We start from the raw sequence: 19,215 nt of genomic DNA, 5'->3' as shown, positions 1-19,215 counted from the left end.
CCTCCTTGGTCAGTCTTCATCCTGGATACGCAAGCCGGGGTCACCGAGCAGTCGACGACCATCCAGAACCGTCTTCTGGTCTTCAGTTACGCCCAGCAGGTAGCTGGCTCGTATGCCAGTCAGGTTGGCCAGGCCGGTTTGCAGGGCGTCACGCCGAAGTTGCTCTATGCCGCGGATGCGATCGGCGAGCAGGCCGAATTCCATATCGTCGTCACGCAGCACCACCAGATAATTCCGGTCGGAGAGTCCTTCGATGGGCAGCTCGAAAAAGACCCTCAGGTCCAGAACCGAGACGACATGCCCGCGCACGTTGACGATGCCGAGCACGAACGGAGGCGTGCCCGGCAGCGGAGTGAACTGCGGCAACGGCATCACGGCCGAGACGCAGGTGCTTTCGATGGCGTACACCTCCTCGCCAATGGTGAAGCAGAGCACCTCCATCCGCTCCACACCACGGTCGTCATCGACGACCCGAGCCCAGGCTCGAGTGCGCTCCAGCAGGCGCTCTTCGCTCTCCAGCGGATCGGGAGAGAAGCTTTCCTGAACACGTTGCTCGAACTGCGCCAGCCGCTCACGGATCTGCATCCAGCGCTGGTCTGTGCTCAGAGGCTCTGTCATGGACGATCCTCCAGCAGTTGCTCACACAGCTGGCTCAGCCTGCCGTGACTGAGTCCCTCACCAAAGGGCACCATGTCAGTCGCGGTGGTGTCTCCCAGCAGTTTCAGGCATACCCGAAGTGCCTTGTCGCCAGCTGCGTGGCGCCCCACCTCTCGCAGCAGAAGTCCCTGCTGGAAATGCGCCATGGCTAGGTTCGGCTCCAGATACAGCGCCTTGTGCAGACTCTGCAGCGCCGCCAGGGCGTCGCCGTTCTGAATAGCCAGTTGCGCCTGCAGCCAATAGCTCATGGGATTCGAAGGGTCGAGCTCCCGGGCGCGCTGCAGCCAGTGATGGGCATCCTTGTCATGCTGACGGTCGGCGCAGCGACGCGCCATCTGCAGGCAATCGTCATATCGGTTGCTGGCACTTGAGTCCGGGCGAGACGGGGAAGGTGCCGGTTGCTGCTGGGTTTCTATATGCCGGGAGAACGTTGCCGGCTCCTCCGGCCGCCTAGATCCGCCCGCTGTCGGCAACACCACGGCGGACGGGCTCGGCTCTGCATGAGGGGAGACGGCACCGGAAATCTGCCCCCCTGGCCTGAGGGCATAGTTGGTGCCCGCCCAGAACCCCTGCAGCCCTGCGTGGGTAGCGAGTGCCGCCTCCACCGCACTGAGCACCAGGATGCCGTCCTCACCCAGGCACGCCATGAGCCGGTGCAGCGCAGCTGCCGCTTGCCCCTGAGAGAAATACATCAGCACGTGGCGACACAGAATGAGGTCGGCGGACGCCAGTCCACGCTTCGGGTCGGGCAACTCCCCACTGGCCAGATTGTGGCGCAGGAAGCGGATGCGCCCGTGCCATTCGGGGCGTACCTGCCAGCTGCGCCCTCTGGTCTCGAAATAGCGTGAACGAAAGAGTTCTTCACTGCGCCGAAACGCGTTCTGGCCATAGCGTCCCTGTTCAGCCCTGGCGAGGAAGCCTGCGTTGATGTCGCTGGCCAGTACATCGATGGTCCACTGCGATCGCTCGTCACCAAGAAGGTCATCAAGAAGGAACAGCAAGCTGTAGGCTTCCTCCCCCGTGCAGCAGGCCGCGCTCCAGATACGCAGATACCTGTGCCCGGCGGCGCGGCGGCGCTGCAGCAGTGGGGCCAGATGCTGACGCGCCAGCCAGTCCAATGCCTCGGCATCCCGGCGGAAGTAGGTTTCCCCGACGGTGAAGGCCGGTGTCAGCATCTGGATCTGCTGGTCGCTCCAGTCGCCAAAGGCCAGGCTCTCCAGCCAGGCCCTCGGCTCTTCCTCCTGTTCCTGCGCCAATTGCCCCAGACGCTTCAGCAGGTCAGCCCTGCGCGCTCCAGAGAAGTCGAGCCCCAGATGCTGGTGGACCTTGGTGGCGAGCACATCCAGCAGCCTCGCGGAACAAGGGATCTCAGTCTGATTCATGTCCTGCTCCGCTGCTGTCCAAGGCCTGCTGCAGGCCTTGCTCATCGGCTTCGGACAACAACTGCTCAACGTCCTGAATAAGCAACATCCCCTCCTCCGTCCGCACGACCCCTCTCAGTACCTCGCTGGGCACTTCAGGCTGAGGGGCCTCCAGGAGATCGGAAGTGTCGAAATCCGCCGCGGTCTCGACCCGCTCGACCGGGACCAGCAACTCTCGGGTTCGACTGCGCAGCCAGATGAATGGTTGCCACAATTCGAGCGGCGGTGCCGGCCAGCCGAAGCGTGAAGCCAGATCGAGCACCGGGATGATTTGCCCACGGACGTTTGCCAGGCCCAGCACCGTGCGAGGTGCTCCCGGCAGAGGGGTACATTGCAGCGCCGGAATAACCCGGATCACGCTGTCCAAAGGTATGGCCAGGTGCTGCCCCGCTAGCCGAAAGGGCAGCACGAAAAATCTATCCATAGAGGCGTCCAGTTGCCGCTAGCGGTACACCATTACCCTAGCCCAGAGCCGCGTGACGTCCAGCAAACTGTCAGGCGCAATCGCCACGATCTGCCTGAAGCCCGCTCGGCTGCTCGATCTGTCAACCCAGATCCCATCCCGTAAACACATTGAACGTAACTCGAGGGCCTGACCTCATAGTCGTTGTCGGACTCATGCTCGCGGGCGTGGCTTCTCTCCTCGATTTCATATGTATTAACGTCGAATCCATGGAACTGCTTTCCGCAATCGCCCCAGATGGTGCTGCCGCCGAACAGCCGGGCTTTCTTCGCAATAGCGGATCGGTCGGCGCGCTGCTGCACTCGATCGACTGGTCCGCCTCGCCACTGGGACCACCCGAACACTGGACTCCAGCACTCAAGACGCTGATGGCAACCGTGTTGCCGGCCAGCGCCCAGATCGTTCTTTTCTGGGGCCCCCAGCTGGTTGCGCTGTACAACGATGCCTATGCGCCGACCATCGGGACCAAGCACCCGCGGGCGCTGGGCAGGCCTGGTATCGAGAATTGGTCCGAGCTGTGGGACGACCTTGAGCCGCTCCTGCGCGGCGTGCTGACGACCGGTGAAACATTCTCGGCCAAGGACCGCCCCTTCTACATTGAGCGGCATGATCTGGGCGAAACCGTGTATTTCGACGTGTCCTACTCCGCTGTCCGGGAGGCGGACGGCTCGATCGGCGGCGTGCTGTGCATCGTCACGGAAACCACCGAGCGGGTGCAGTTCGAGCGGCGCCAGGCATTTCTGCTCGAACTCGGCCAGACGCTGCCTTCGATCAGGGACCCCGACCAGATCCAGAGCATCACCCTGCGCAAACTGGCCGAAGCGCTTGGAGCATCCCGAGCTTTCTTCGGCGAGAACCATGCAGATGGTTCGACTTTCGAGGTGCGTCAATCCTACTCGCGGGTAGGAGGCTCTGCCGTCGGTCGCCATGCCTATCGGGATTTTGGTGAAGAGTTGCCCGGTCTGTTGCGTAACGGGCACACCGTGCTGCGTGAGGATATCGCCAGCGAGCCCGGTCGAAGTGCCGAGGAGGCAGCCAAGGCGGCACAATTGGGCATGGCAGCCACGATTCATGTTCCTGTGGTTCGCCACCATCACCTCGAGGCGGTACTGGCCATCCACTATGACCAGCCACATGCCTTCTCCGAGCACGAGCGCAAGCTGGTGGAGGAGACGGCAAAGCTGGCCTGGATGTCGATCACCCATGCCCGTGCCGAGGCTGCCCTGCGCAGCAGCTCGGCCCAGCTTTCGGCCATGTTCGATCAGGCCAGCGCCGGTATCGCGGTGTGTGACCACACCTGGCATTTCACCCGGGTCAATGATCGCTATTGCGAGATAGTTGGCCGCTCGCGCGCGACCCTGCTGGGATTGCGCATGCTCGACATCGTCCATCCCGACGACCTCGCCAACCTCGCCCCGCTGGTCGATCACGGGATTGCCAGATCCCAGTCGCTGGACATCACCGAACGCTATTCCCGTCCAGACGGTACGCCCGTCTGGGTACAGAACCAGATAACTCCACTGAAGGGGCCACAGGCGGGTGTGCTCTGCGTTTCCGTGGATATCAGCGAGCGCGTACGCGCCGAAGAAGACCTACGGCAGCTGAACGAAGGGCTGGAGGAGCGCGTCATGGCCATGGTTGGCCAGCGCGAGGCTGCTGCCGCGCAGCTGCACGAAGCGCGCAAGATGGAGATGATTGGCCAACTCACCGGCGGCATCGCCCACGACTTCAATAACCTGCTGACGCCGATCATGGCTTCACTGGAGTTGATCCGCAGGCGGCTGGACGACGAGCGCTCCACCCGGCTCATCGACGGTGCACTGCAGGCTGCGGACCGCGCCCGCATACTGGTCGGGCGGCTGCTGACCTTCGCCCGTCGCCAGACCCTGAAGCCGCAGAACGTCGCACTGGCCCAACTGGTCAACGACATGCGCGACCTCATCGAACGCTCGCTCGGGCCGACAATCGATGTAGCAATAGACGTCGACGACCATCTGCCGGCAGTGGTTGTAGACCCGCATCAGCTCGAGCTGGCCATTCTGAACCTGGCGGTGAATGCCCGTGACGCCATGGAAAGCGGCGGTCGGCTGGAAATATCGGCCGCGCCGGATGAGGTCGTCGATAGCGGCATACATGACCTGGCGGATGGTCGCTACCTATGCCTGACGGTCACGGACACCGGCACGGGCATGAGCGATGAAACCCTCAGTCGTTGTGTCGAACCTTTCTTCTCTACCAAGGGTGTGGGCAAGGGCACGGGCCTCGGGTTGTCGATGGTCCAGGGATTGGCGGCTCAATCCGGTGGCGGGTTCGGCATTTCCTCTCATCAGGGGATGGGAACACGCATCAGCATCTGGCTGCCGCTGGCCAGCGGCGACCCGGCATCTGCCAGCGAGGCCTCTACCGAGGCGCCGGTAGCGCCTAGGCCGACCCATGTGCTGCTGGTGGATGATGAGGCAATGGTCCGCCATACCACTGCCCTGCAACTCGGTGACCTGGGTTATCAGGTTACCGAGGCTTGCTCGGCCAAGGCCGCGCTAGATGAAATAGAGGCAGGCCTCGTTCCGGACGTGCTCATCACGGATCATGTGATGGCCGACAAGAATGGCGCCCAGTTCGCCCAGGAGTTGCGCCAGCGCATACCCTCACTGCCGGTGCTGATCATCACCGGATACGCCAACCTGACGCCCGCCCAGATGCAGGGTTTCGAGGTACTGGCCAAGCCGTATCGCCGGGCCGAACTGGCGGCCCGGCTGGCGCGGCTGCTGAGCCCCGATGACTGACGTTCCTGAGTAATCCGCTACAGGTACTTGAGCCAGGCGATATCGCGGCGGCGCGCCTTGAGCCTGGAGAACCAGCGCACCGGCGGGTACAGCGCGATCGACAGCGCCGCGGCGGTCAGCCAGACGGCTGAGACGGAGTCGAAGCCGAAGAACTGCCCCTGATTCGCCCCCCAGATGCCCAGGCTGGCCAGGTAGAGCAGCTTGAGCACATACAGGTGCAGCAGATAGAAGAACATCGGCGCTGAACCGAATACCGCGAGCCAGCGCACCGCGCGGCCCTGGTTGCGCGCCTCGAACAGCACCAGCAGGAGCAGGCCGCAACCCAGCGTCAGCGCCAGGAACAGCAGCGACGGCGGATACTTGGTGATGTTGAAGAAGCTCATCAGCGTCTGCACGACCGACTCGCCTGCTGCCCATGGCTTCTCGCCATAACCGTTCAACAGCCGCAGCAGGAAAAAGCCGAGCAACGCACCGGCGCCCGTGGCGATCAGCAGCATGCGGCGCCTCGCGGCGTTGCTGCCACAGGCGAACCAGGGGCCGATGGCGTACCCCAGTGCGATCACGCCGACCCACGGCAGCACGGGATACGACGTGCGCAAGCGCAGTTGTTCCGAAACCTCGATCCAGCCGCGATCATGCAGGATGGCCCATGGCACATGCATCCAGGTGTCGGCGGCAAAGTGCACGCTGTCCAGCAGATTGTGCCCAGTCACCAGAACCAGCCCCACCAGGATCAGAACGGCACGCGGCAGCCACAGCAGGGCCGCCAGCGCCAGCATGCTCAGGCCGATGGCCCAGATGACCTGCAGGTAGATAACCCCTGGCGGGAACTGAAAGGTCCAGGCGAAGTTCACCAGTGTGAACTCGAGCGCTATCAGGAACAGACCGCGCTTGAGCAGGAAGGCGGATACCGCGAACCGACCCTGCTGCTTCTCCCCGTAGAGAAACGCCGCCAGCCCCGTTAGCAGGATAAACACCGGAGCACACAGGTGGGCCAGCGTACGACTGAAGAACAGAGCCGGCTCCGTCAGGGTCACGTCCATCGGATCGCTTACCTGCATGTGCAGATAGAAGGTTTCCCGGACGTGGTCCAGCAGCATGAACAGAATGACCAGCCCACGCAGGGCATCGATCGAATGAAGACGGGTTGAGGGTGTTTGGGTCATGAGCCATTCTCTATACGCAATGTAATATGATTACATTCGATAAAGTAAATGCCAACCTCTCTAGATCGGACCTCTCGTGACGCTCCAGAGGTGCGTTACCATGATTCGCTCAGGTTCAATAGAAGGATTTCGACCATGCAGCACATCCTCATCGCCGGTGCGTCTCGCGGTATAGGTCTGGGTCTGGTCAGGGCATTTCTCGCCAAAGGTGATCGGGTTCATGCCATCGTGCGCCGCGCGGACAATCCCTCGCTGAACGAACTGGCCACGCTCCATCCCGGCCGACTGAAAGTGCAGGCCTGCGACCTGGCGAGCACGGGCGCTGCAGCTGAAATCACCGACGCGCTGGCTGGCACTCCTCTCGACCTGGCCATCTTCAATGCGGGCATATCCGGTCCAGAGCACCAGGACGAGTGCCAAGTGGTAGCCGAAGAACTGGCCGAGCTCTTCCTGATCAATGCTATCGCCCCCCTTCGCCTGGCCAAGGCCCTCGCTCCGGGCCTGTCGCCCAATGGCGTGCTGGCCTTCATGAGCTCGCAGATGGGTAGCGTGGAACTGGCACGCTCGGCCAGCATGCCGCTCTACGGCGCCAGCAAGGCGGCACTGAACAGTCTGCTGCAGAGCTGGGCTCATTCGACCCAACCACCACAAGCCACCCTGCTGGCCCTGCATCCTGGCTGGGTCAAGACGGACATGGGGGGTGAAAGCGCGCCGCTAAGCGTCGAGGACAGTGCCGCCGGCCTGGTGAGTACTATCGTCGCTCACCAAGGGGCAGGAGGATGTCATTTCGTCGACTATCAGGGCGCTACATTGCCCTGGTGAGCACCGGCAGATCCGCTTTTCGGTCCACGCAAGGCCTGCGCATCAAAGACAGCCTTAGAGGAATCCCCCTTAATCGGTGCTGACATTCCCGATACCGTTTCCAGCAGTGGGACGAACCTTGATAGGCGGCCGTTCCCCTGCGGATTAATCATCGGGAAACAGCATGTCAGACCATAAGTGCGTCATCGTCATCGACGAGAATCTGCCTCTGGGCGTAATCGCCAACACCGCAGCGGTCATCGCAGCGAGCTTGGGCAGGCTCTATCCGGACATGATCGGGCACGACCTCACCGACCACCAGGGGCATGTGCACCAGGGCATCACCACCCTCCCCCTGCCAATCCTCAAGGCTGCGACCGACGTGCTCAAGTGCATGCGCGATCAGCTGCGTGAGCTCGAGCCCGAGCTGTTGGTGATCGACCTCATCAGCGCTACCCGGACCACCCGCTCCTACGAGGAATACGCCGCCGTGATGGCACAAGGCCCCGACGAGGCGATTGTCTACCAGGGGCTGGGCATGATCGGCGACAGGACGCTGGTAACCCGGATGACCGGCAATCTGGGCCTACTGCGCTGAAGGCAAGGAGATCGACGATGGAACTGGCCCTGATTCTCGCGATGACCATGTTCTCCCTGAGCATGTCCATCTCTCCCGGCCCCGTAAACATGGTGATCATCGCCTCCGGCGCCAATCACGGTTTCTGGCGCACCCTGCCATTTGTATCCGGCGCGACAATAGGCTTCACCCTATTGCTGGTATTCGTGGGCTTCTGGTTGCTCGCAGTGATCGAGCACTATCCAGTGTTCTTCAAGTACCTCGGAGTCGCCGGCTCCGCCTTCATCATTCATGTCGGCTACAAGATCGCCACGGCTCGCCCGGAGCTGGAGATGAAGGAGACCGCCAGGCCGGGGTTCCTCCAAGGCGCATTGCTGCAGTGGCTCAATCCCAAGGCCTGGATCGCCTGCGCATCGGGCGCGGCGCTGTTTTCCAGCCCACAGACACACTCGACGCTGATCGCGTTCATGGCGATCTACTTCGTGGTCTGCTACCTGTCACTCGCGGCCTGGGCTGTCCTCGGGGACAGGGTCGCCCTGCTGCTGAACAGCCGGCAGCGCATCCGCCTGTTCAACCTGATGATGGGGGGGGGCCTGATAGCGACTGCCTGCTACATGCTCTGGATGCAGGTTATTCCAGGGAACGCGAGCTGAAGGCGTCGTAGATCCGGTTTATCAGGGTGTAGGCGATGCTGTTGGTGGACACATTGGAGGGCCACACGGCGTAGACCTTCAACGGCTCAAGCGACCACTCCGGCAGTACAGCGACCAGTTCATTGCGCCTGATGGGCTCGTCGCTCAGGTAGTTCGGCGGTGCAGCCAGCCCAACACCGAGACTCGCCAACCGGCAGGAGGCCTCGACATTGTCCACCCGCACGCCCGGCACATAGGTAATTTCCGCCTCTTCGCCGCTCGCATGGTGGAACACGCGCGTATTGGGGCGCATCGTCAGCCCCACCCACTTCATCGTCTCGAGGTCTCTGGGGTGTTCGAGAGGGCCATGGCTGACGAGGAACTCTCGCGTCGCCACCACACGCCGCGGCAGCACGAACAGGTGACGAGCCTTCAGCGAGCTGTCCGGCAGCTCGCCGATACGGAAGGCGACATCGATGCCTTCGGCGATGATGTCGTTGCGGCTGTCATCACAGGAGATGCTAAGCCCCACATCCGGGAAGTCGCGGATGAACGCTGCGATGTGTCGGGTAAAGTCGCTGTTGATGAACAGCGCTGGCATGGAGATGCGCAGGTTGTTGCGGGTCGCGACGGATCGCTGCTTGAACTCGATGACCCCCTTCTCGTAGAGCTCCAGCATGGACTTGGCTGTTTCCAGCAGACCGGCGCCATCCTGCGTCAGCGACAGCTTGCGGGTGTTGCGGTACAGCAGCGCACAACCGAGATTCTTCTCCAGCCTGGTCAAGTGCTGGCTGGCCGTCGCGCTGGTCAAGCCCAGCGCCTCTGCACCACCGGAGATCGAGCCGACTTCGGCAATCTTCGCGAATACGATCAGATAGCGGATGTCATCGATCATCGGTGGGCGGTCTCGGCGAGTGGCAACCGGGCAAGATTACCAGTACTGCCGCCCGCCCTCTTCATTGCGGCGTGAAGAACGACCTTATCGCCTCCTTTGCCATTTCTCTGGCCTGCTCCAGGGCGACATCGCCCCTCGCCGTCCCTTCGACGCTGAAGAACTCCAGGGCATGCAGGCCGACGGTGCCCAGCGCCGCCTTGAGATAGGGCCGCAGGAAGTCCGGCTGGCGCGCCTGCTCGCCACTGATCAGGCCGCCGGATGAGATCGCCACGTGCACCGGCCGGTCGCGCAGCACGCCCACCTTGCCCTGTGGCGTCGGCGTGAAGGTCACACGCACCCGCACGATATGGTCGATCCACACCTTGAGTGCCGAGGGTACGGTGTAGTTATGCATCGGCGTGGCGATCAGCAGCACATCGGCTTCGTCGAGCTGGCGGATCAACTCGTCGGAGCGGCGCTGCGCGCTACCGAGCTGCGGCAGGTCCACCGGCGATGCCAGCGCCAGGGCGTAATCGCCGTCGACATGGGGCAGCGTGTTGAGGTCCAGATCAATGAGCTCGATGGCTCGGCCACCGGACTGCACGGCCAGCCCTTCGAGAATCTGCTGCGACAGGCGCAGGCTCTCGGACTCGGCACCACGAGGGCTGCCGATCAGCCGAAGCACGCGCAGGGGAATGGTGTCTGGAGAGGTCATGTCGAGGTTTCCTGAAAAAGTGAGTGAGTTCGAGAGTTCAAGGGGTATCGAGCAGCTTCTGGAAACGCAGTGCGCCGGTATACAAACCTTCGCGAAAATAGAAACGCTGTGCGCGGGCATTGGACAGGCCGGTATCCAGTACCAGCCGTGCACACCCCTCGGCGCGAGCGACCCGCTCCAGCGCTCGTAGCAACCGCGCGCCCCACTGGCCACTGCGGTGCGCTTCGGCGGTGACTAGGTCATCGACGTAAAGGAAATTGCCGTAGACGAAGTTGTCCTGCAGACGATAGCCGGCCAGAGCCACCAGGGCGGCACCGTCGAAGGCGCCAACCAGTCGGTAGCCCTGGAGATGCATGCGCTCCACCGCCGCGACGAACTCGCATTCGCTGCTCAGGTGCGGACGCAGTTCGCGCATCACCGGGTAGGCCATACGCAGGTCGCCGGCACTGTCGAGCGGACGAAGCGCCGTGTCGGCCAGGTCCAGCACGCTGGGGAGATGTTGATGAGGAAAGTAGGTCATGGCGCCATCCTAGATCGCCGATGCCATAATGCATTGATCCAAGAAGCCGAATTTCGACTAGGCCATGACTACGTCTCCGTTCCATCGCTTCACGCCCCTGGCCGAGCAGGGCAACGTCCCGCTCTACCGCCAACTCTACGACCGTGTGCGCAGTGCCATCGCCGTCGGCACCTTGGGCCCCGGCGACCGCCTACCCTCCGCCCGCGCCCTGGCCAAGGAGCTGGGCGTGGCCCGCGGCACCATCGAACTGGCCTATTCGCTGCTGACCAGCGAGGGCTACCTGCTGGCGCGTGGCCAGGCCGGCACCGTGGTCAATCCGCACTTGCAGCCGCAGGCCGCCCCGGTGGCCGCGGAGCCGGTAGATGCACGACCTGCCGAAGAGGCGCCGGACAGCTTCTGGCGACCACCCCAACTGTTGCCGTTCCAGATGGGCGTGCCGGCACTGGACGCGTTCCCGCGCAAGATCTGGGCGCGCCTAGGCGCACGCTACCTGCGTGGCATGCGCATGGCCGACCTGGATTACCCGCCAGCCCATGGCTTGCCCGCGTTGCGCAGCGCCATCGCCTCCTATCTGCAGGTTTCGCGCGGCATCGACTGCGGTGCCCACCAGGTGTTCGTCACCAGCGGTTGGCGCGCCAGCCTGTCGTTCGTCGCCCACGCCGTACTGAGCGCCGGCCAGCGCGCCTGGGTGGAAGACCCCGGATACCCGCCGGCACGGCAGATCCTGCGCCAGTTCGGGCTGGAGCCGGTGCCGGTCGAAGTGGATGAACAGGGTTTGCGGGTGGAGCGCGGCATCGCCCTGGCTGACGATGCACAGGTCGCGGTGGTGACACCGGCGCACCAGAGCCCGTTGTCCATGACCTTGTCGCTGCCGCGCCGGCAGGCACTGCTGGAATGGGCCGCGCGCAACGGCGCCTGGGTTGTGGAGGACGACTACGACGGTGAGTACCGCTACACCAGCCGCCCGCTACCAGCGCTGGCCAGCCTGGATCGACACGGCCGGGTGTTCTACGCAGGCACCTTCAGCAAGGTGTTGTTTCCTGGCATTCGCTTGGCCTATCTGGTGGTGCCGCAAGCCCAGGTCGCCCGGTTCGAGCAGATCGGCCGTGCACTGTTCGCCGCCGCAACGCCGACCATGACTCAGACGCTGGTCGCCGATTTCATCGCCGAGGGGCATTTCACCCGCCACATCCAGCGCATGCGCCGGCTGTACGGCGACCGTCGCGCCGCGACCATTGCCGCGCTTGAAAACGGGCTGGCCGGGAGGCTGCGGGTGGAGCAGTCGCCCGGAGGCATGAACCTGGTGCTGCGCATGCCGGGTGACGCCAGCGATCATCCGCTGGCCGAGCATCTGCTGGCCCAGGGCATGGCCGTGCAGCCACTGTCGCGCTGGTGGGCTTCGGAGCGCCGCGACTCGGCGCTGCTGCTGAGCTTCACCAACTGCACCTCGGCGGAACAGGCACAGCGCCTGGGCGAACTGATCCGCCAGGCGCTCTGAGCAAATACCCGTTAGCTGAGGTTGGCCTTGTCCAGCCCGAACAGCTCGTCGGAGGAGCCCGGTACGGCCTGGAAAGCCACATTAAGGCGGTTCCAGCCGTTGATGGCGATGATCAGGAACGACAGGTCAGACAGCTCTCGGTCGGGGAACTGCTCGCGCACGCTGGCGAACAGCGCATCGGGCACTCCATGCGGCGGCAGCTGGGTCAGCGCCTCGGTCCACTCCAGCGCCGCACGCTCACGCGGTGAGAACAACGGCGACTCGCGCCAGACGGCAACATGGTGCAGGCGCAGCTCACGCTCGCCATGGATCTTGGCTTCCTTGACATGCATGTCCACGCAGAACGCGCAGCCGTTGATCTGCGAGGCGCGCAGCATGATCAGGTGGGCGATATCAGCGAACTGCGGCTTCTGAGTCAGCAGCATGCTGAACTCCACGAATTTCTTGGAAGCCTGGGGAGATTGTTTGAAGTAGTCGAGACGCTGGCTCATGGTCACATCCTGCAGTGGGTAGAAAGTGAACGTGACTCTAAGCAGCCTTGGCTCGGTCACCCAGTACCAAGATAGTGTCTTTCGACTGGGCCATCTGGACTGGGCCATACGGTCTGGACCATGGGCTCTGGGCATATGGTTCTGGCCGGCCGACCTGTACAAAGCCGGTTAGCGCCGCGGCATGCCCTCCAGCGTCCGCTGTACCACCTGCGCCGCCTCGAATATCGCCTTCTCCTCGTACGGGGCAAAACCAATCACCAGCCCCGGCGGGCGTGGAGCGTGGCAGTAAGCGGAGAGCGGCAGCACGTCCACGCCTTGTTCGAGTAGCGCCGCGCAAGCCGCCGCCTCGTCTTCCACCTGCAGCCGGCAGGCAGTGTCCAGTCCGGCACGGATCGGCGGCACATCGATCAGCCCGCGCCAATGGCGATGCGCCGCCTCGCTCAGCGCATCGGCCCGTGATGCATAGAGCTTGCGCATGCGCCGCACGTGGCGGTCAAAGTGACCATCATCGATGAAGGATGCCATCACCGCCTGGCTGAGGCTGTTGGCGTGCCGCGCCATCAAGGCCGAGGCACGGGTGAAGCTGTCCACCAGTTGTGGCGGCAACACCAGATAGGCCAGGCGGATGGCCGGGAACATCAGCTTGCTGAAGGTGCCAGCGAGAATCACCGAGCTGTCCGCCGCTGGCAACGAGCGCAGCGCCGGGATCGGCTTGGCGATGAAGCGATACTCGCTGTCGTAGTCATCCTCGATGATGTAGGCGCCGCTCTCGGCGGCCCAGCGCAACAGAGCCAGGCGTCGTGCTGGCGACAGCTCGCTCCCGAGCGGCAACTGGCGCGAGGGCGTCACATAGGCCAGCCGCGCCTTCGGCGCCAGGCGAATGCCCTCCTCAACCCGCAGGCCGTGCTTGTCCACCGGCACGTTGACCCAGCTGCAACCGGATACCTGCATCAGCTGTCGTGCACCGGGATAGGCCGGGTCCTCCAGCCAGATCTGCTCACCTGCCGGCACCAGCAGGCGCAGGCACAGGTCGATGCCCTGCTGCACGCTGTTGAGCACCAGGATGCGCTCCGCCGACACCTGCACCCCACGGGCAATGGCCAGGTAACCGGCGATGGCCTCGCGCAGTGCCGGCAGGCCGGAGGGATCGGAGTCGAGCAGGGTCGGCAGGCGCGACGACCGTAGCTGCTGGATGTGCAGCTTGCGCCACAGGTCCACGGGAAAGGCGCTGACATCCCCGCGATGGGGAAAGAACGGCCGGCTGCCCGGCGTGACCGCGCGCCGACCGAACACCGGCCTGATCGCGCTCAACCGCTCCACCCAGGGCGTTGCCGGCGGGTCGCGCTGCGGCTCGACGTTGGGTACCACTTTGCGCTGCACATAGCCGGCGTGCAGCGTGGTGTCGGGCAGCACTTCGCTGACATGGGTGCCACTGCCGACTCGCGCCTGCAGATATCCCTCGGACAGCAGCTGCTGATAGGCCGCCTGCACCGTGCCGCGAGCCATACCGTAATGCTCCGCCAGAGTCCGGGTACTGGGCAACTTGGCACCAGCCGGCAGACGTCCGCCGAGCACAGCCTCGCGCAGGCTCTGGTACAGCCAGGCTTGCAAGCTCACACCTGGACCGGGAGCACCGAGCGGCAGGGAAACCACCAGCGAGGGGCGTTTATCAAGGGACATGCGGCACCAAAGTGGACTAATGCACTACAGAGATATTGGATCAATACCATGATCCATATTGGTCGCACACTCACTTCCGTCGTTCAAACCAACCCACTGCTTCTTTTTCGATTCGGGAGTGAGCCATGAAACAACAAATCCTCATCATCGGCGCCGGCTTCGGTGGCCTCTGGAGTGCCCTCAGCGCCGTTCGCCTGCTGGACCAGCACAACCGCCTCGACGTTGCCGTCACAGTACTGGCTCCGCAAGCCGAGCTGCGGGTGCGTCCGCGCTTCTATGAAAGCGACATCTCCACCACCGTCGCCCCGCTGGGTGAGCTGTTCGACGCCGTGGGCGTGAACTTCATCCAGGGCAGCGCCACCGGCATCGACGCCGACGGCAAACGCGTCAGCTACCGCGACGCCAGCGGCGCCCAGCAGGAGTTGAGCTTCGATCGCCTGATCCTCGCCGCCGGCAGCCAGGTCGCCCGCCCTGCCGTGGTCGCCGGTATCGAACGATTCACCTTCGACGTCGACAGTTATGAGTCGGCGCAGAAGCTCGACGAGCACCTGCAAGGCCTGCGCAACCTGCCCGACAGCCGTGAGCGCAACACCGTGGTCGTGGTCGGCGGCGGCTTCACCGGCATCGAGACCGCCACTGAAATGCCGGCGCGCCTGCGTGAGGCGCTGGGTGGCTCGGCCGACGTACGCGTCGTGGTGGTCGACTCCGGCGCCGCCGTGGGTGCCGCCATGGGCCAGGCCATCGCTGAAGTGGTAGCCCAGGCCAGCGACGAACTGGGCGTCGCCTGGCGCCTGGGGTCGGCCGTGCAGTCAGTGGATGCCAAGGGCGTGGTTCTCGCCAACGGTGAGCGCATCGACGCCAAGACCGTGGTCTGGGCCGTGGGCGTGAAGGCCTCGCCGCTGACCGAGCAAGTCGCCGGCGAACGCGATCGCCAGGGCCGCCTGCACGTCGACCGCAACCTTAAGGTTCTCGGTCAGGACAGCGTCTTCGCCACCGGCGACACCGCCTACGCAGCCACCGACGACCTCGGCAACTACGCGCTGATGACCTGTCAGCACGCCATCGCCCTGGGCCGCTCTGCCGGCAACAATGCTGCGGCCGACCTGCTAGGCGTGGCGCCGATTCCCTACAGCCAGCCGAAGTACGTGACCTGTCTCGACCTGGGAGCCTGGGGCGCCGTATACACCGAAGGCTGGGAGCGCAAGGTCGTGCTCACCCGCGCCGAGGGCAAGGAGCTGAAGACCCAGATCAACACCCAGTGGATCTACCCGCCGGTCGCCAATCGCGATACCGCCCTGGCCGCTGCCGATCCGCTGATCCCTGTGGTCGCCTGATCCCACCCCTTTCGAAACCCGGGCTCGCCCGGGTTTCCCTCCTTAGGAGAACCCCATGCTCGACGTCTCCCGGAGCGTGCCCACGCACTCGGCCCTGGCACAGCGCTGGCCGCTTTGGCTGCCGCCGCTGGTCGCCGCGTTCTACCCCTACCTGCTCGACGCCTTTCACCACCTGGTGAAGAGTGACGGGCGCATTTTCCCGGAGGCGGCGCTGCTGTTGCTGGCCGCCTTCGCGGTGCCGGCACTGGGCCTGTACCTGGCCTGCCGCGACTCGGGCATCGGCGCCGAACAGACCCGCGCCCGCCGCCTGGCACTGTTGCTGGTGGCCACACCGACCCTGTACTGCTTCGTCGGGGTCAACCTGTACATGCTCGGCGTTCCCGTGGCCGATGGCTGGGTGTGGACGCCAGCCTGGCTGGCGCTGGCCCTGCTGGCCACGTTCCGCACGCCGGCCACCAGTGGCGACCTTGACCAACGCCCGACGCCGCTGCGGGTGGCTCACGGCGTCTCCGGTGCGCTGGTGGCGCTGTTCATCGCCTTCCACCTGTTCAACCACCTGTTCAGCCTGGCCGGGCCGGAGGTGCATGCGGCACTGATGGAGCGTGGCCGCCAGGTGTATCGCTCGCCCTTTGTCGAGCCGCTGCTGGTCATCGCCCTGCTCTTCCAGGTGGTTACCGGCCTGCAACTGGCGTGGCGCTGGAGCGTCCGGGGTGGCGACTTCCAGCGCATGTTCCAGCTCGCCTCCGGGGTGTTCCTGGCGGTGTTCATCCTCGGCCACCTGAATGCGGTGTTCGTGTTCGCCCGTACCTGGGCCGGCATCGAGACCGACTGGGCCTTCGCCACCGGCGCCCCCACCGGCCTGATCATGGACCCGTGGAGCATCCGCCTGCTGCCGCACTACGCCCTGGGCGTGTTCTTCGTGCTCGCCCACCTCGGCTCGGGCCTGCGCGTGGTGCTGCTGGCTCATGGCATGGCAAGGCGCAACGCTGACCTGACCTGGTGGATAGGTGCCGGCTGCGCCTCCTTGGTATCGCTGGCCATCATGCTCGGCATGACCGGCCTGCGCCTTGACTGATTGCCCGTCACCGCGGGGTGACGACCGGCTCGGCGCTGCGCCGAGCCTCGGCCAGCAATGCGACGATCACCCTCTCCTGCTCTGCGTAGCCGCCTTCACCAATATGCAGATAGCGGATCCGCCCTTCGGCATCGACGAAGTAGTGCGCCGGCCAATAGCTATTGGAGAAGGCGTTCCAGATTCGGTAGTCGTTGTCGATGGCTACCGGGTATTCGATTCCGAGGCGTTCGACCTCCTCGCGCACACCGCTAATCACTTTCTCAAAGGCGTACTCGGGCGTGTGCACACCGATCACCACCAGGCCCTGATCGCGGTAGCGGCGCGCCCAGTCCTGCACCTTGGGCAGGGTGCGCTGGCAGTTGATGCAGCCATAGGTCCAGAAGTCGATCAGCAGCACCTTGCCACGCAGCGCCCCACGATTAAGCGGTGCCGAATTCAGCCATTGCACCGCACGTCGCAACTCCGGCATCGCCGGGCTGACGGCAGGGTCTTTCAGTGGCACGGCCTCGACGTGAGGTAGCAAATGGTCGAGCGAGAGCGTCGGCGCGCGTTCGATCAGGCCACGCTCGATCACATCGGTGGTGATGGGCTGAAAACGGGCAAGCAGTTGCCGGTCCAGACCGCTGCTCATCACCAGCACCGCACCGAGCATCACCACGCCAGCGGTGCGGCGCAGCAGGATACTCAGCGACAGGCTGCGTCGCAGTCGTGCCATGAGCCGGTCGCCGGCCAGTGCGATCACCCCGAGCGCGCCAGCCGCGCCGCTACCGTAGGCCAACAGCAACAAGCTGCTGTCGGCGCTGCCACCACCGAGCATCGCACCGGCCAGGATCAGGCCGAGAATCGGCCCTGCGCAAGGTGCCCACAGCAGGCCAGTAGCGACGCCGAGCAACACGCCACCAAGCGAGCCGGCACGATGACGGCCAACGGTGTCCAGATAGCCACCGAGGCGACTGAATGGTCCCATCACCCATTCGGCGAGACGCGGCGATGCCAGCGCCAGGGAGAAAGCCGCCAATCCCGCCAGTGCCAGGTGACGTGCGAACTGGCTGGCCTGGACGACCCACTCGGTACTTGCAACGGCCAGGCTCGACACCAGTGCGAAGGTCACCGCCAGGCCTACGAAGGTCGGCAAGCGCTGGCCGCTACGCACCAGCAGGAACGGCACGATGGGCAGGATGCAGGGGCTGAGCAGCGTCAGCGCTCCGCCGAAGAAGGCGACGATCAACATGACAGAGTTCCTGTGCAAGGCGCTGCCCGGCACGGAGCCGGGCATGTAGGGAGCACCGCAGTTTCAGCGGGCCACCTGTTCAACCGCATCGGCAATGACCGTGGCCACCGCTTCAGGCTGGGCGAGCATCGGCGCATGACTGGTCGCCAGTTCGGTGGCATGAGCGCCAATGGTCTTGGCCATGTCGCGTTGCAGGCGCGGATCGATCATGCGGTCCTGGCCGGCGACGACATACCAGGACGGCCGTGTCTTCCATGCAGCCGTGCCGATTTTCTCCGCGAAGTTAGCGGCACGGATCGGCCCTTGGGTGGCGGCGATCAGCGCAGTTTCCGCCAGAGGCAGATCCTGCGCGAAATCGCTGGCAACGGCGGCAGCCGGCAGGTGCAGATAGCCACCCGGACCGACGACCAGCTTGGCGATACCGGGTGGCGTCGGGTACTGCTTGCCCAACTCGGCACTGGCCTGGCCGCTGTCCGGAGCGAAGGCGGCGACGTACACCAGGGCCTTCACCCTTGGGTCGTTGCCGGCCTCGCTGATCACCGTGCCGCCCCAGGAATGGCCGACCAGCACCACGTCTCGGTCGGCCTGCGCGATGGCACGGCGCGCAGCGGCCACGTCGTCGCCCAGGGAGCTGAGCGGATTCTGCACCGAGGTGACCTCGATGCCATTCTGTTGTAGCAGCGCTATCACCTTGCTCCAGCTGCTGCCATCGGCGAAGGCGCCGTGAATCAGCACCACCTCCGGCTTTCCGGTGGCGAACGCCGGTGTGATACCAGCCATGGCGAGGATGGAAGCGGCCAGCAGGGTCCTGATGGTATTCATGGGTTTTCTCTTCTCTATGGATGGAGGGTGTGAATAACGCGGTGGTCAGCCACTGGCGTCGCAGGCAGCAGCCTGTACCAGGTAGTCGAGACCACGGACCTCGCCACTGGAGTTCACGTAGGTCATGTGAGCGTTGACTACTGAGCAGTACGCCGCCGGTGCGACTTCGATGGAGAGCACCTTGGCGATGTCCAGTGCCATGCCGTAGCGATAGATCTCGCTGTCGCCGGCCTGGGCGATGGAGGCACTACCGAGCATGGCGAGCAGGCTTGCGTTGGCGATGAGGCGGGAGATGTTCATGGCATTTGCCCTCGGGCTGGTTTAGACGAGGGCTATTCAAGGGCGACGGCGTATCGACGGTGTGTCCGCATCGGCCTCGAAGGTATGGCCATGTGTCCGTCGCACGCTGGATACACTGCAATACAAAGGCCGCGAGCATTCACCATGCCACTGGATAGAATGCGTGCAGACAGCG

At 64.2% G+C, this 19,215-nt stretch carries 19 protein-coding genes; 7 read left to right on the top strand and 12 right to left on the bottom strand.

Features of this window, described 5'->3' with window-relative positions; genetic code table 11:
* Positions 1-9: 9 nt before the first annotated feature.
* The 3 genes from IB234_RS16390 to IB234_RS16380 are packed head-to-tail and all read right to left on the bottom strand — an operon-like array spanning position 10 to position 2,502.
* Complete coding sequence (locus IB234_RS16390; protein WP_192319781.1) at positions 10-618, bottom strand: chemotaxis protein CheW; 609 nt, start codon at positions 616-618, stop codon at positions 10-12.
* Positions 615-2,039, bottom strand: a complete 1,425-nt coding sequence (locus IB234_RS16385) for a CheR family methyltransferase (protein ID WP_192319779.1) — start codon at positions 2,037-2,039, stop codon at positions 615-617. The genes IB234_RS16390 and IB234_RS16385 overlap by 4 nt, the downstream gene beginning before the upstream one ends.
* The gene (locus IB234_RS16380) at positions 2,026-2,502 is read right to left on the bottom strand and encodes a chemotaxis protein CheW (RefSeq protein WP_192319776.1); all 477 of its coding nucleotides are present in this window, start codon (positions 2,500-2,502) and stop codon (positions 2,026-2,028) included. Before IB234_RS16380 ends, IB234_RS16385 begins: the two co-directional genes overlap by 14 nt.
* 248 nt (positions 2,503-2,750) lie before the next feature.
* Here IB234_RS16380 and IB234_RS16375 point away from each other — a divergent pair, with 248 nt between their 5' ends.
* Positions 2,751-5,324, top strand: coding sequence for a PAS domain-containing protein (locus IB234_RS16375; protein ID WP_192319774.1), 2,574 nt, complete (start codon positions 2,751-2,753; stop codon positions 5,322-5,324).
* A 17-nt stretch (positions 5,325-5,341) separates the two neighbouring features.
* Here the strand turns inward: IB234_RS16375 and IB234_RS16370 are convergent, their stop codons facing one another.
* On the bottom strand, positions 5,342-6,490 hold the full coding sequence (locus IB234_RS16370; RefSeq protein ID WP_192319772.1) for a DUF1624 domain-containing protein: 1,149 nt from the start codon (positions 6,488-6,490) through the stop codon (positions 5,342-5,344).
* 135 nt (positions 6,491-6,625) lie between these two features.
* On the opposite strand from IB234_RS16370, the gene IB234_RS16365 reads away from it, so the two are divergent.
* The 3 genes from IB234_RS16365 (at position 6,626) to IB234_RS16355 (ending at position 8,521) form a co-directional block, all read left to right on the top strand.
* Complete coding sequence (locus IB234_RS16365) at positions 6,626-7,312, top strand: SDR family oxidoreductase (protein ID WP_192319770.1); 687 nt, start codon at positions 6,626-6,628, stop codon at positions 7,310-7,312.
* 163 nt (positions 7,313-7,475) lie between these two features.
* Positions 7,476-7,889, top strand: coding sequence for a DUF2000 domain-containing protein (locus IB234_RS16360; protein ID WP_192319768.1), 414 nt, complete (start codon positions 7,476-7,478; stop codon positions 7,887-7,889).
* Between the two features lie 17 nt (positions 7,890-7,906).
* Positions 7,907-8,521, top strand: a complete 615-nt coding sequence (locus IB234_RS16355; protein WP_192319766.1) for a LysE family translocator — start codon at positions 7,907-7,909, stop codon at positions 8,519-8,521.
* On the opposite strand, the gene IB234_RS16350 is transcribed toward IB234_RS16355, so the two are convergent.
* From IB234_RS16350 to IB234_RS16340, 3 genes are all read right to left on the bottom strand, one after another.
* The gene (locus IB234_RS16350; protein WP_192319764.1) at positions 8,499-9,395 is read right to left on the bottom strand and encodes a LysR family transcriptional regulator; all 897 of its coding nucleotides are present in this window, start codon (positions 9,393-9,395) and stop codon (positions 8,499-8,501) included. The two genes, IB234_RS16355 and IB234_RS16350, sit on opposite strands and share 23 nt — an antisense overlap.
* 61 nt (positions 9,396-9,456) lie before the next feature.
* Positions 9,457-10,089 (bottom strand): FMN-dependent NADH-azoreductase, encoded by a 633-nt coding sequence (locus IB234_RS16345; protein ID WP_225580631.1) that lies wholly within the window; start codon positions 10,087-10,089, stop codon positions 9,457-9,459.
* A 37-nt stretch (positions 10,090-10,126) separates the two neighbouring features.
* Positions 10,127-10,609 carry a GNAT family N-acetyltransferase gene (locus IB234_RS16340; RefSeq protein WP_192319762.1) on the bottom strand — a complete coding sequence of 161 codons (483 nt, stop codon included), beginning with the start codon at positions 10,607-10,609 and terminating at the stop codon, positions 10,127-10,129.
* Positions 10,610-10,673: 64 nt separating this feature from the next.
* Between IB234_RS16340 and IB234_RS16335 the strand changes: the two genes are divergently transcribed.
* Complete coding sequence (locus IB234_RS16335; protein ID WP_192319760.1) at positions 10,674-12,107, top strand: PLP-dependent aminotransferase family protein; 1,434 nt, start codon at positions 10,674-10,676, stop codon at positions 12,105-12,107.
* Positions 12,108-12,118: 11 nt separating this feature from the next.
* Here IB234_RS16335 and IB234_RS16330 read toward each other — a convergent pair whose 3' ends face one another.
* Both IB234_RS16330 and IB234_RS16325 read right to left on the bottom strand, forming a co-directional pair.
* A complete protein-coding gene (locus IB234_RS16330; protein ID WP_192319758.1) occupies positions 12,119-12,598 on the bottom strand; it encodes a carboxymuconolactone decarboxylase family protein in 480 nt (159 codons plus the stop codon).
* Positions 12,599-12,766: 168 nt separating this feature from the next.
* Positions 12,767-14,278: a PLP-dependent aminotransferase family protein gene (locus IB234_RS16325; RefSeq protein ID WP_192319756.1), complete on the bottom strand. Its 1,512-nt coding sequence runs from the start codon at positions 14,276-14,278 to the stop codon at positions 12,767-12,769.
* A 125-nt stretch (positions 14,279-14,403) separates the two neighbouring features.
* Here IB234_RS16325 and IB234_RS16320 point away from each other — a divergent pair, with 125 nt between their 5' ends.
* Together IB234_RS16320 and IB234_RS16315 are read left to right on the top strand one after the other, a co-directional pair.
* Positions 14,404-15,612 carry an NAD(P)/FAD-dependent oxidoreductase gene (locus IB234_RS16320; protein WP_192319754.1) on the top strand — a complete coding sequence of 403 codons (1,209 nt, stop codon included), beginning with the start codon at positions 14,404-14,406 and terminating at the stop codon, positions 15,610-15,612.
* 55 nt (positions 15,613-15,667) lie between these two features.
* Positions 15,668-16,687, top strand: coding sequence for a hypothetical protein (locus IB234_RS16315; protein ID WP_225580630.1), 1,020 nt, complete (start codon positions 15,668-15,670; stop codon positions 16,685-16,687).
* Between the two features lie 7 nt (positions 16,688-16,694).
* Here the strand turns inward: IB234_RS16315 and IB234_RS16310 are convergent, their stop codons facing one another.
* From IB234_RS16310 to IB234_RS16300, 3 genes are all read right to left on the bottom strand, one after another.
* Positions 16,695-17,918 carry a cytochrome c biogenesis protein DipZ gene (locus IB234_RS16310; RefSeq protein ID WP_192319752.1) on the bottom strand — a complete coding sequence of 408 codons (1,224 nt, stop codon included), beginning with the start codon at positions 17,916-17,918 and terminating at the stop codon, positions 16,695-16,697.
* Positions 17,919-17,981: 63 nt separating this feature from the next.
* Positions 17,982-18,740, bottom strand: coding sequence for an alpha/beta fold hydrolase (locus IB234_RS16305; protein ID WP_192319750.1), 759 nt, complete (start codon positions 18,738-18,740; stop codon positions 17,982-17,984).
* 45 nt (positions 18,741-18,785) lie between these two features.
* Positions 18,786-19,040 carry a DUF2790 domain-containing protein gene (locus IB234_RS16300; protein ID WP_192319748.1) on the bottom strand — a complete coding sequence of 85 codons (255 nt, stop codon included), beginning with the start codon at positions 19,038-19,040 and terminating at the stop codon, positions 18,786-18,788.
* Positions 19,041-19,215: the final 175 nt, after the last annotated feature.

This window comes from Pseudomonas sp. PDM16, from assembly GCF_014851865.1.
GTDB lineage: Bacteria > Pseudomonadota > Gammaproteobacteria > Pseudomonadales > Pseudomonadaceae > Aquipseudomonas.
The sequence above is the reverse complement of the archived record's forward strand: the minus strand, read 5'-3'. Positions and strand labels throughout refer to the sequence as shown.

Bases quoted from the DNA above. Each gene is read 5' to 3' on its own strand.
- IB234_RS16390 (WP_192319781.1), bottom strand. From the start codon at position 618: ATGACAGAGCCTCTGAGCACAGACCAGCGCTGGATGCAGATCCGTGAG.
- IB234_RS16385 (WP_192319779.1), bottom strand. From the start codon at position 2,039: ATGAATCAGACTGAGATCCCTTGTTCCGCGAGGCTGCTGGATGTGCTC.
- IB234_RS16380 (WP_192319776.1), bottom strand. From the start codon at position 2,502: ATGGATAGATTTTTCGTGCTGCCCTTTCGGCTAGCGGGGCAGCACCTG.
- IB234_RS16375 (WP_192319774.1), top strand. From the start codon at position 2,751: ATGGAACTGCTTTCCGCAATCGCCCCAGATGGTGCTGCCGCCGAACAG.
- IB234_RS16370 (WP_192319772.1), bottom strand. From the start codon at position 6,490: ATGACCCAAACACCCTCAACCCGTCTTCATTCGATCGATGCCCTGCGT.
- IB234_RS16365 (WP_192319770.1), top strand. From the start codon at position 6,626: ATGCAGCACATCCTCATCGCCGGTGCGTCTCGCGGTATAGGTCTGGGT.
- IB234_RS16360 (WP_192319768.1), top strand. From the start codon at position 7,476: ATGTCAGACCATAAGTGCGTCATCGTCATCGACGAGAATCTGCCTCTG.
- IB234_RS16355 (WP_192319766.1), top strand. From the start codon at position 7,907: ATGGAACTGGCCCTGATTCTCGCGATGACCATGTTCTCCCTGAGCATG.
- IB234_RS16350 (WP_192319764.1), bottom strand. From the start codon at position 9,395: ATGATCGATGACATCCGCTATCTGATCGTATTCGCGAAGATTGCCGAA.
- IB234_RS16345 (WP_225580631.1), bottom strand. From the start codon at position 10,089: ATGACCTCTCCAGACACCATTCCCCTGCGCGTGCTTCGGCTGATCGGC.
- IB234_RS16340 (WP_192319762.1), bottom strand. From the start codon at position 10,609: ATGACCTACTTTCCTCATCAACATCTCCCCAGCGTGCTGGACCTGGCC.
- IB234_RS16335 (WP_192319760.1), top strand. From the start codon at position 10,674: ATGACTACGTCTCCGTTCCATCGCTTCACGCCCCTGGCCGAGCAGGGC.
- IB234_RS16330 (WP_192319758.1), bottom strand. From the start codon at position 12,598: ATGAGCCAGCGTCTCGACTACTTCAAACAATCTCCCCAGGCTTCCAAG.
- IB234_RS16325 (WP_192319756.1), bottom strand. From the start codon at position 14,278: ATGTCCCTTGATAAACGCCCCTCGCTGGTGGTTTCCCTGCCGCTCGGT.
- IB234_RS16320 (WP_192319754.1), top strand. From the start codon at position 14,404: ATGAAACAACAAATCCTCATCATCGGCGCCGGCTTCGGTGGCCTCTGG.
- IB234_RS16315 (WP_225580630.1), top strand. From the start codon at position 15,668: ATGCTCGACGTCTCCCGGAGCGTGCCCACGCACTCGGCCCTGGCACAG.
- IB234_RS16310 (WP_192319752.1), bottom strand. From the start codon at position 17,918: ATGTTGATCGTCGCCTTCTTCGGCGGAGCGCTGACGCTGCTCAGCCCC.
- IB234_RS16305 (WP_192319750.1), bottom strand. From the start codon at position 18,740: ATGAATACCATCAGGACCCTGCTGGCCGCTTCCATCCTCGCCATGGCT.
- IB234_RS16300 (WP_192319748.1), bottom strand. From the start codon at position 19,040: ATGAACATCTCCCGCCTCATCGCCAACGCAAGCCTGCTCGCCATGCTC.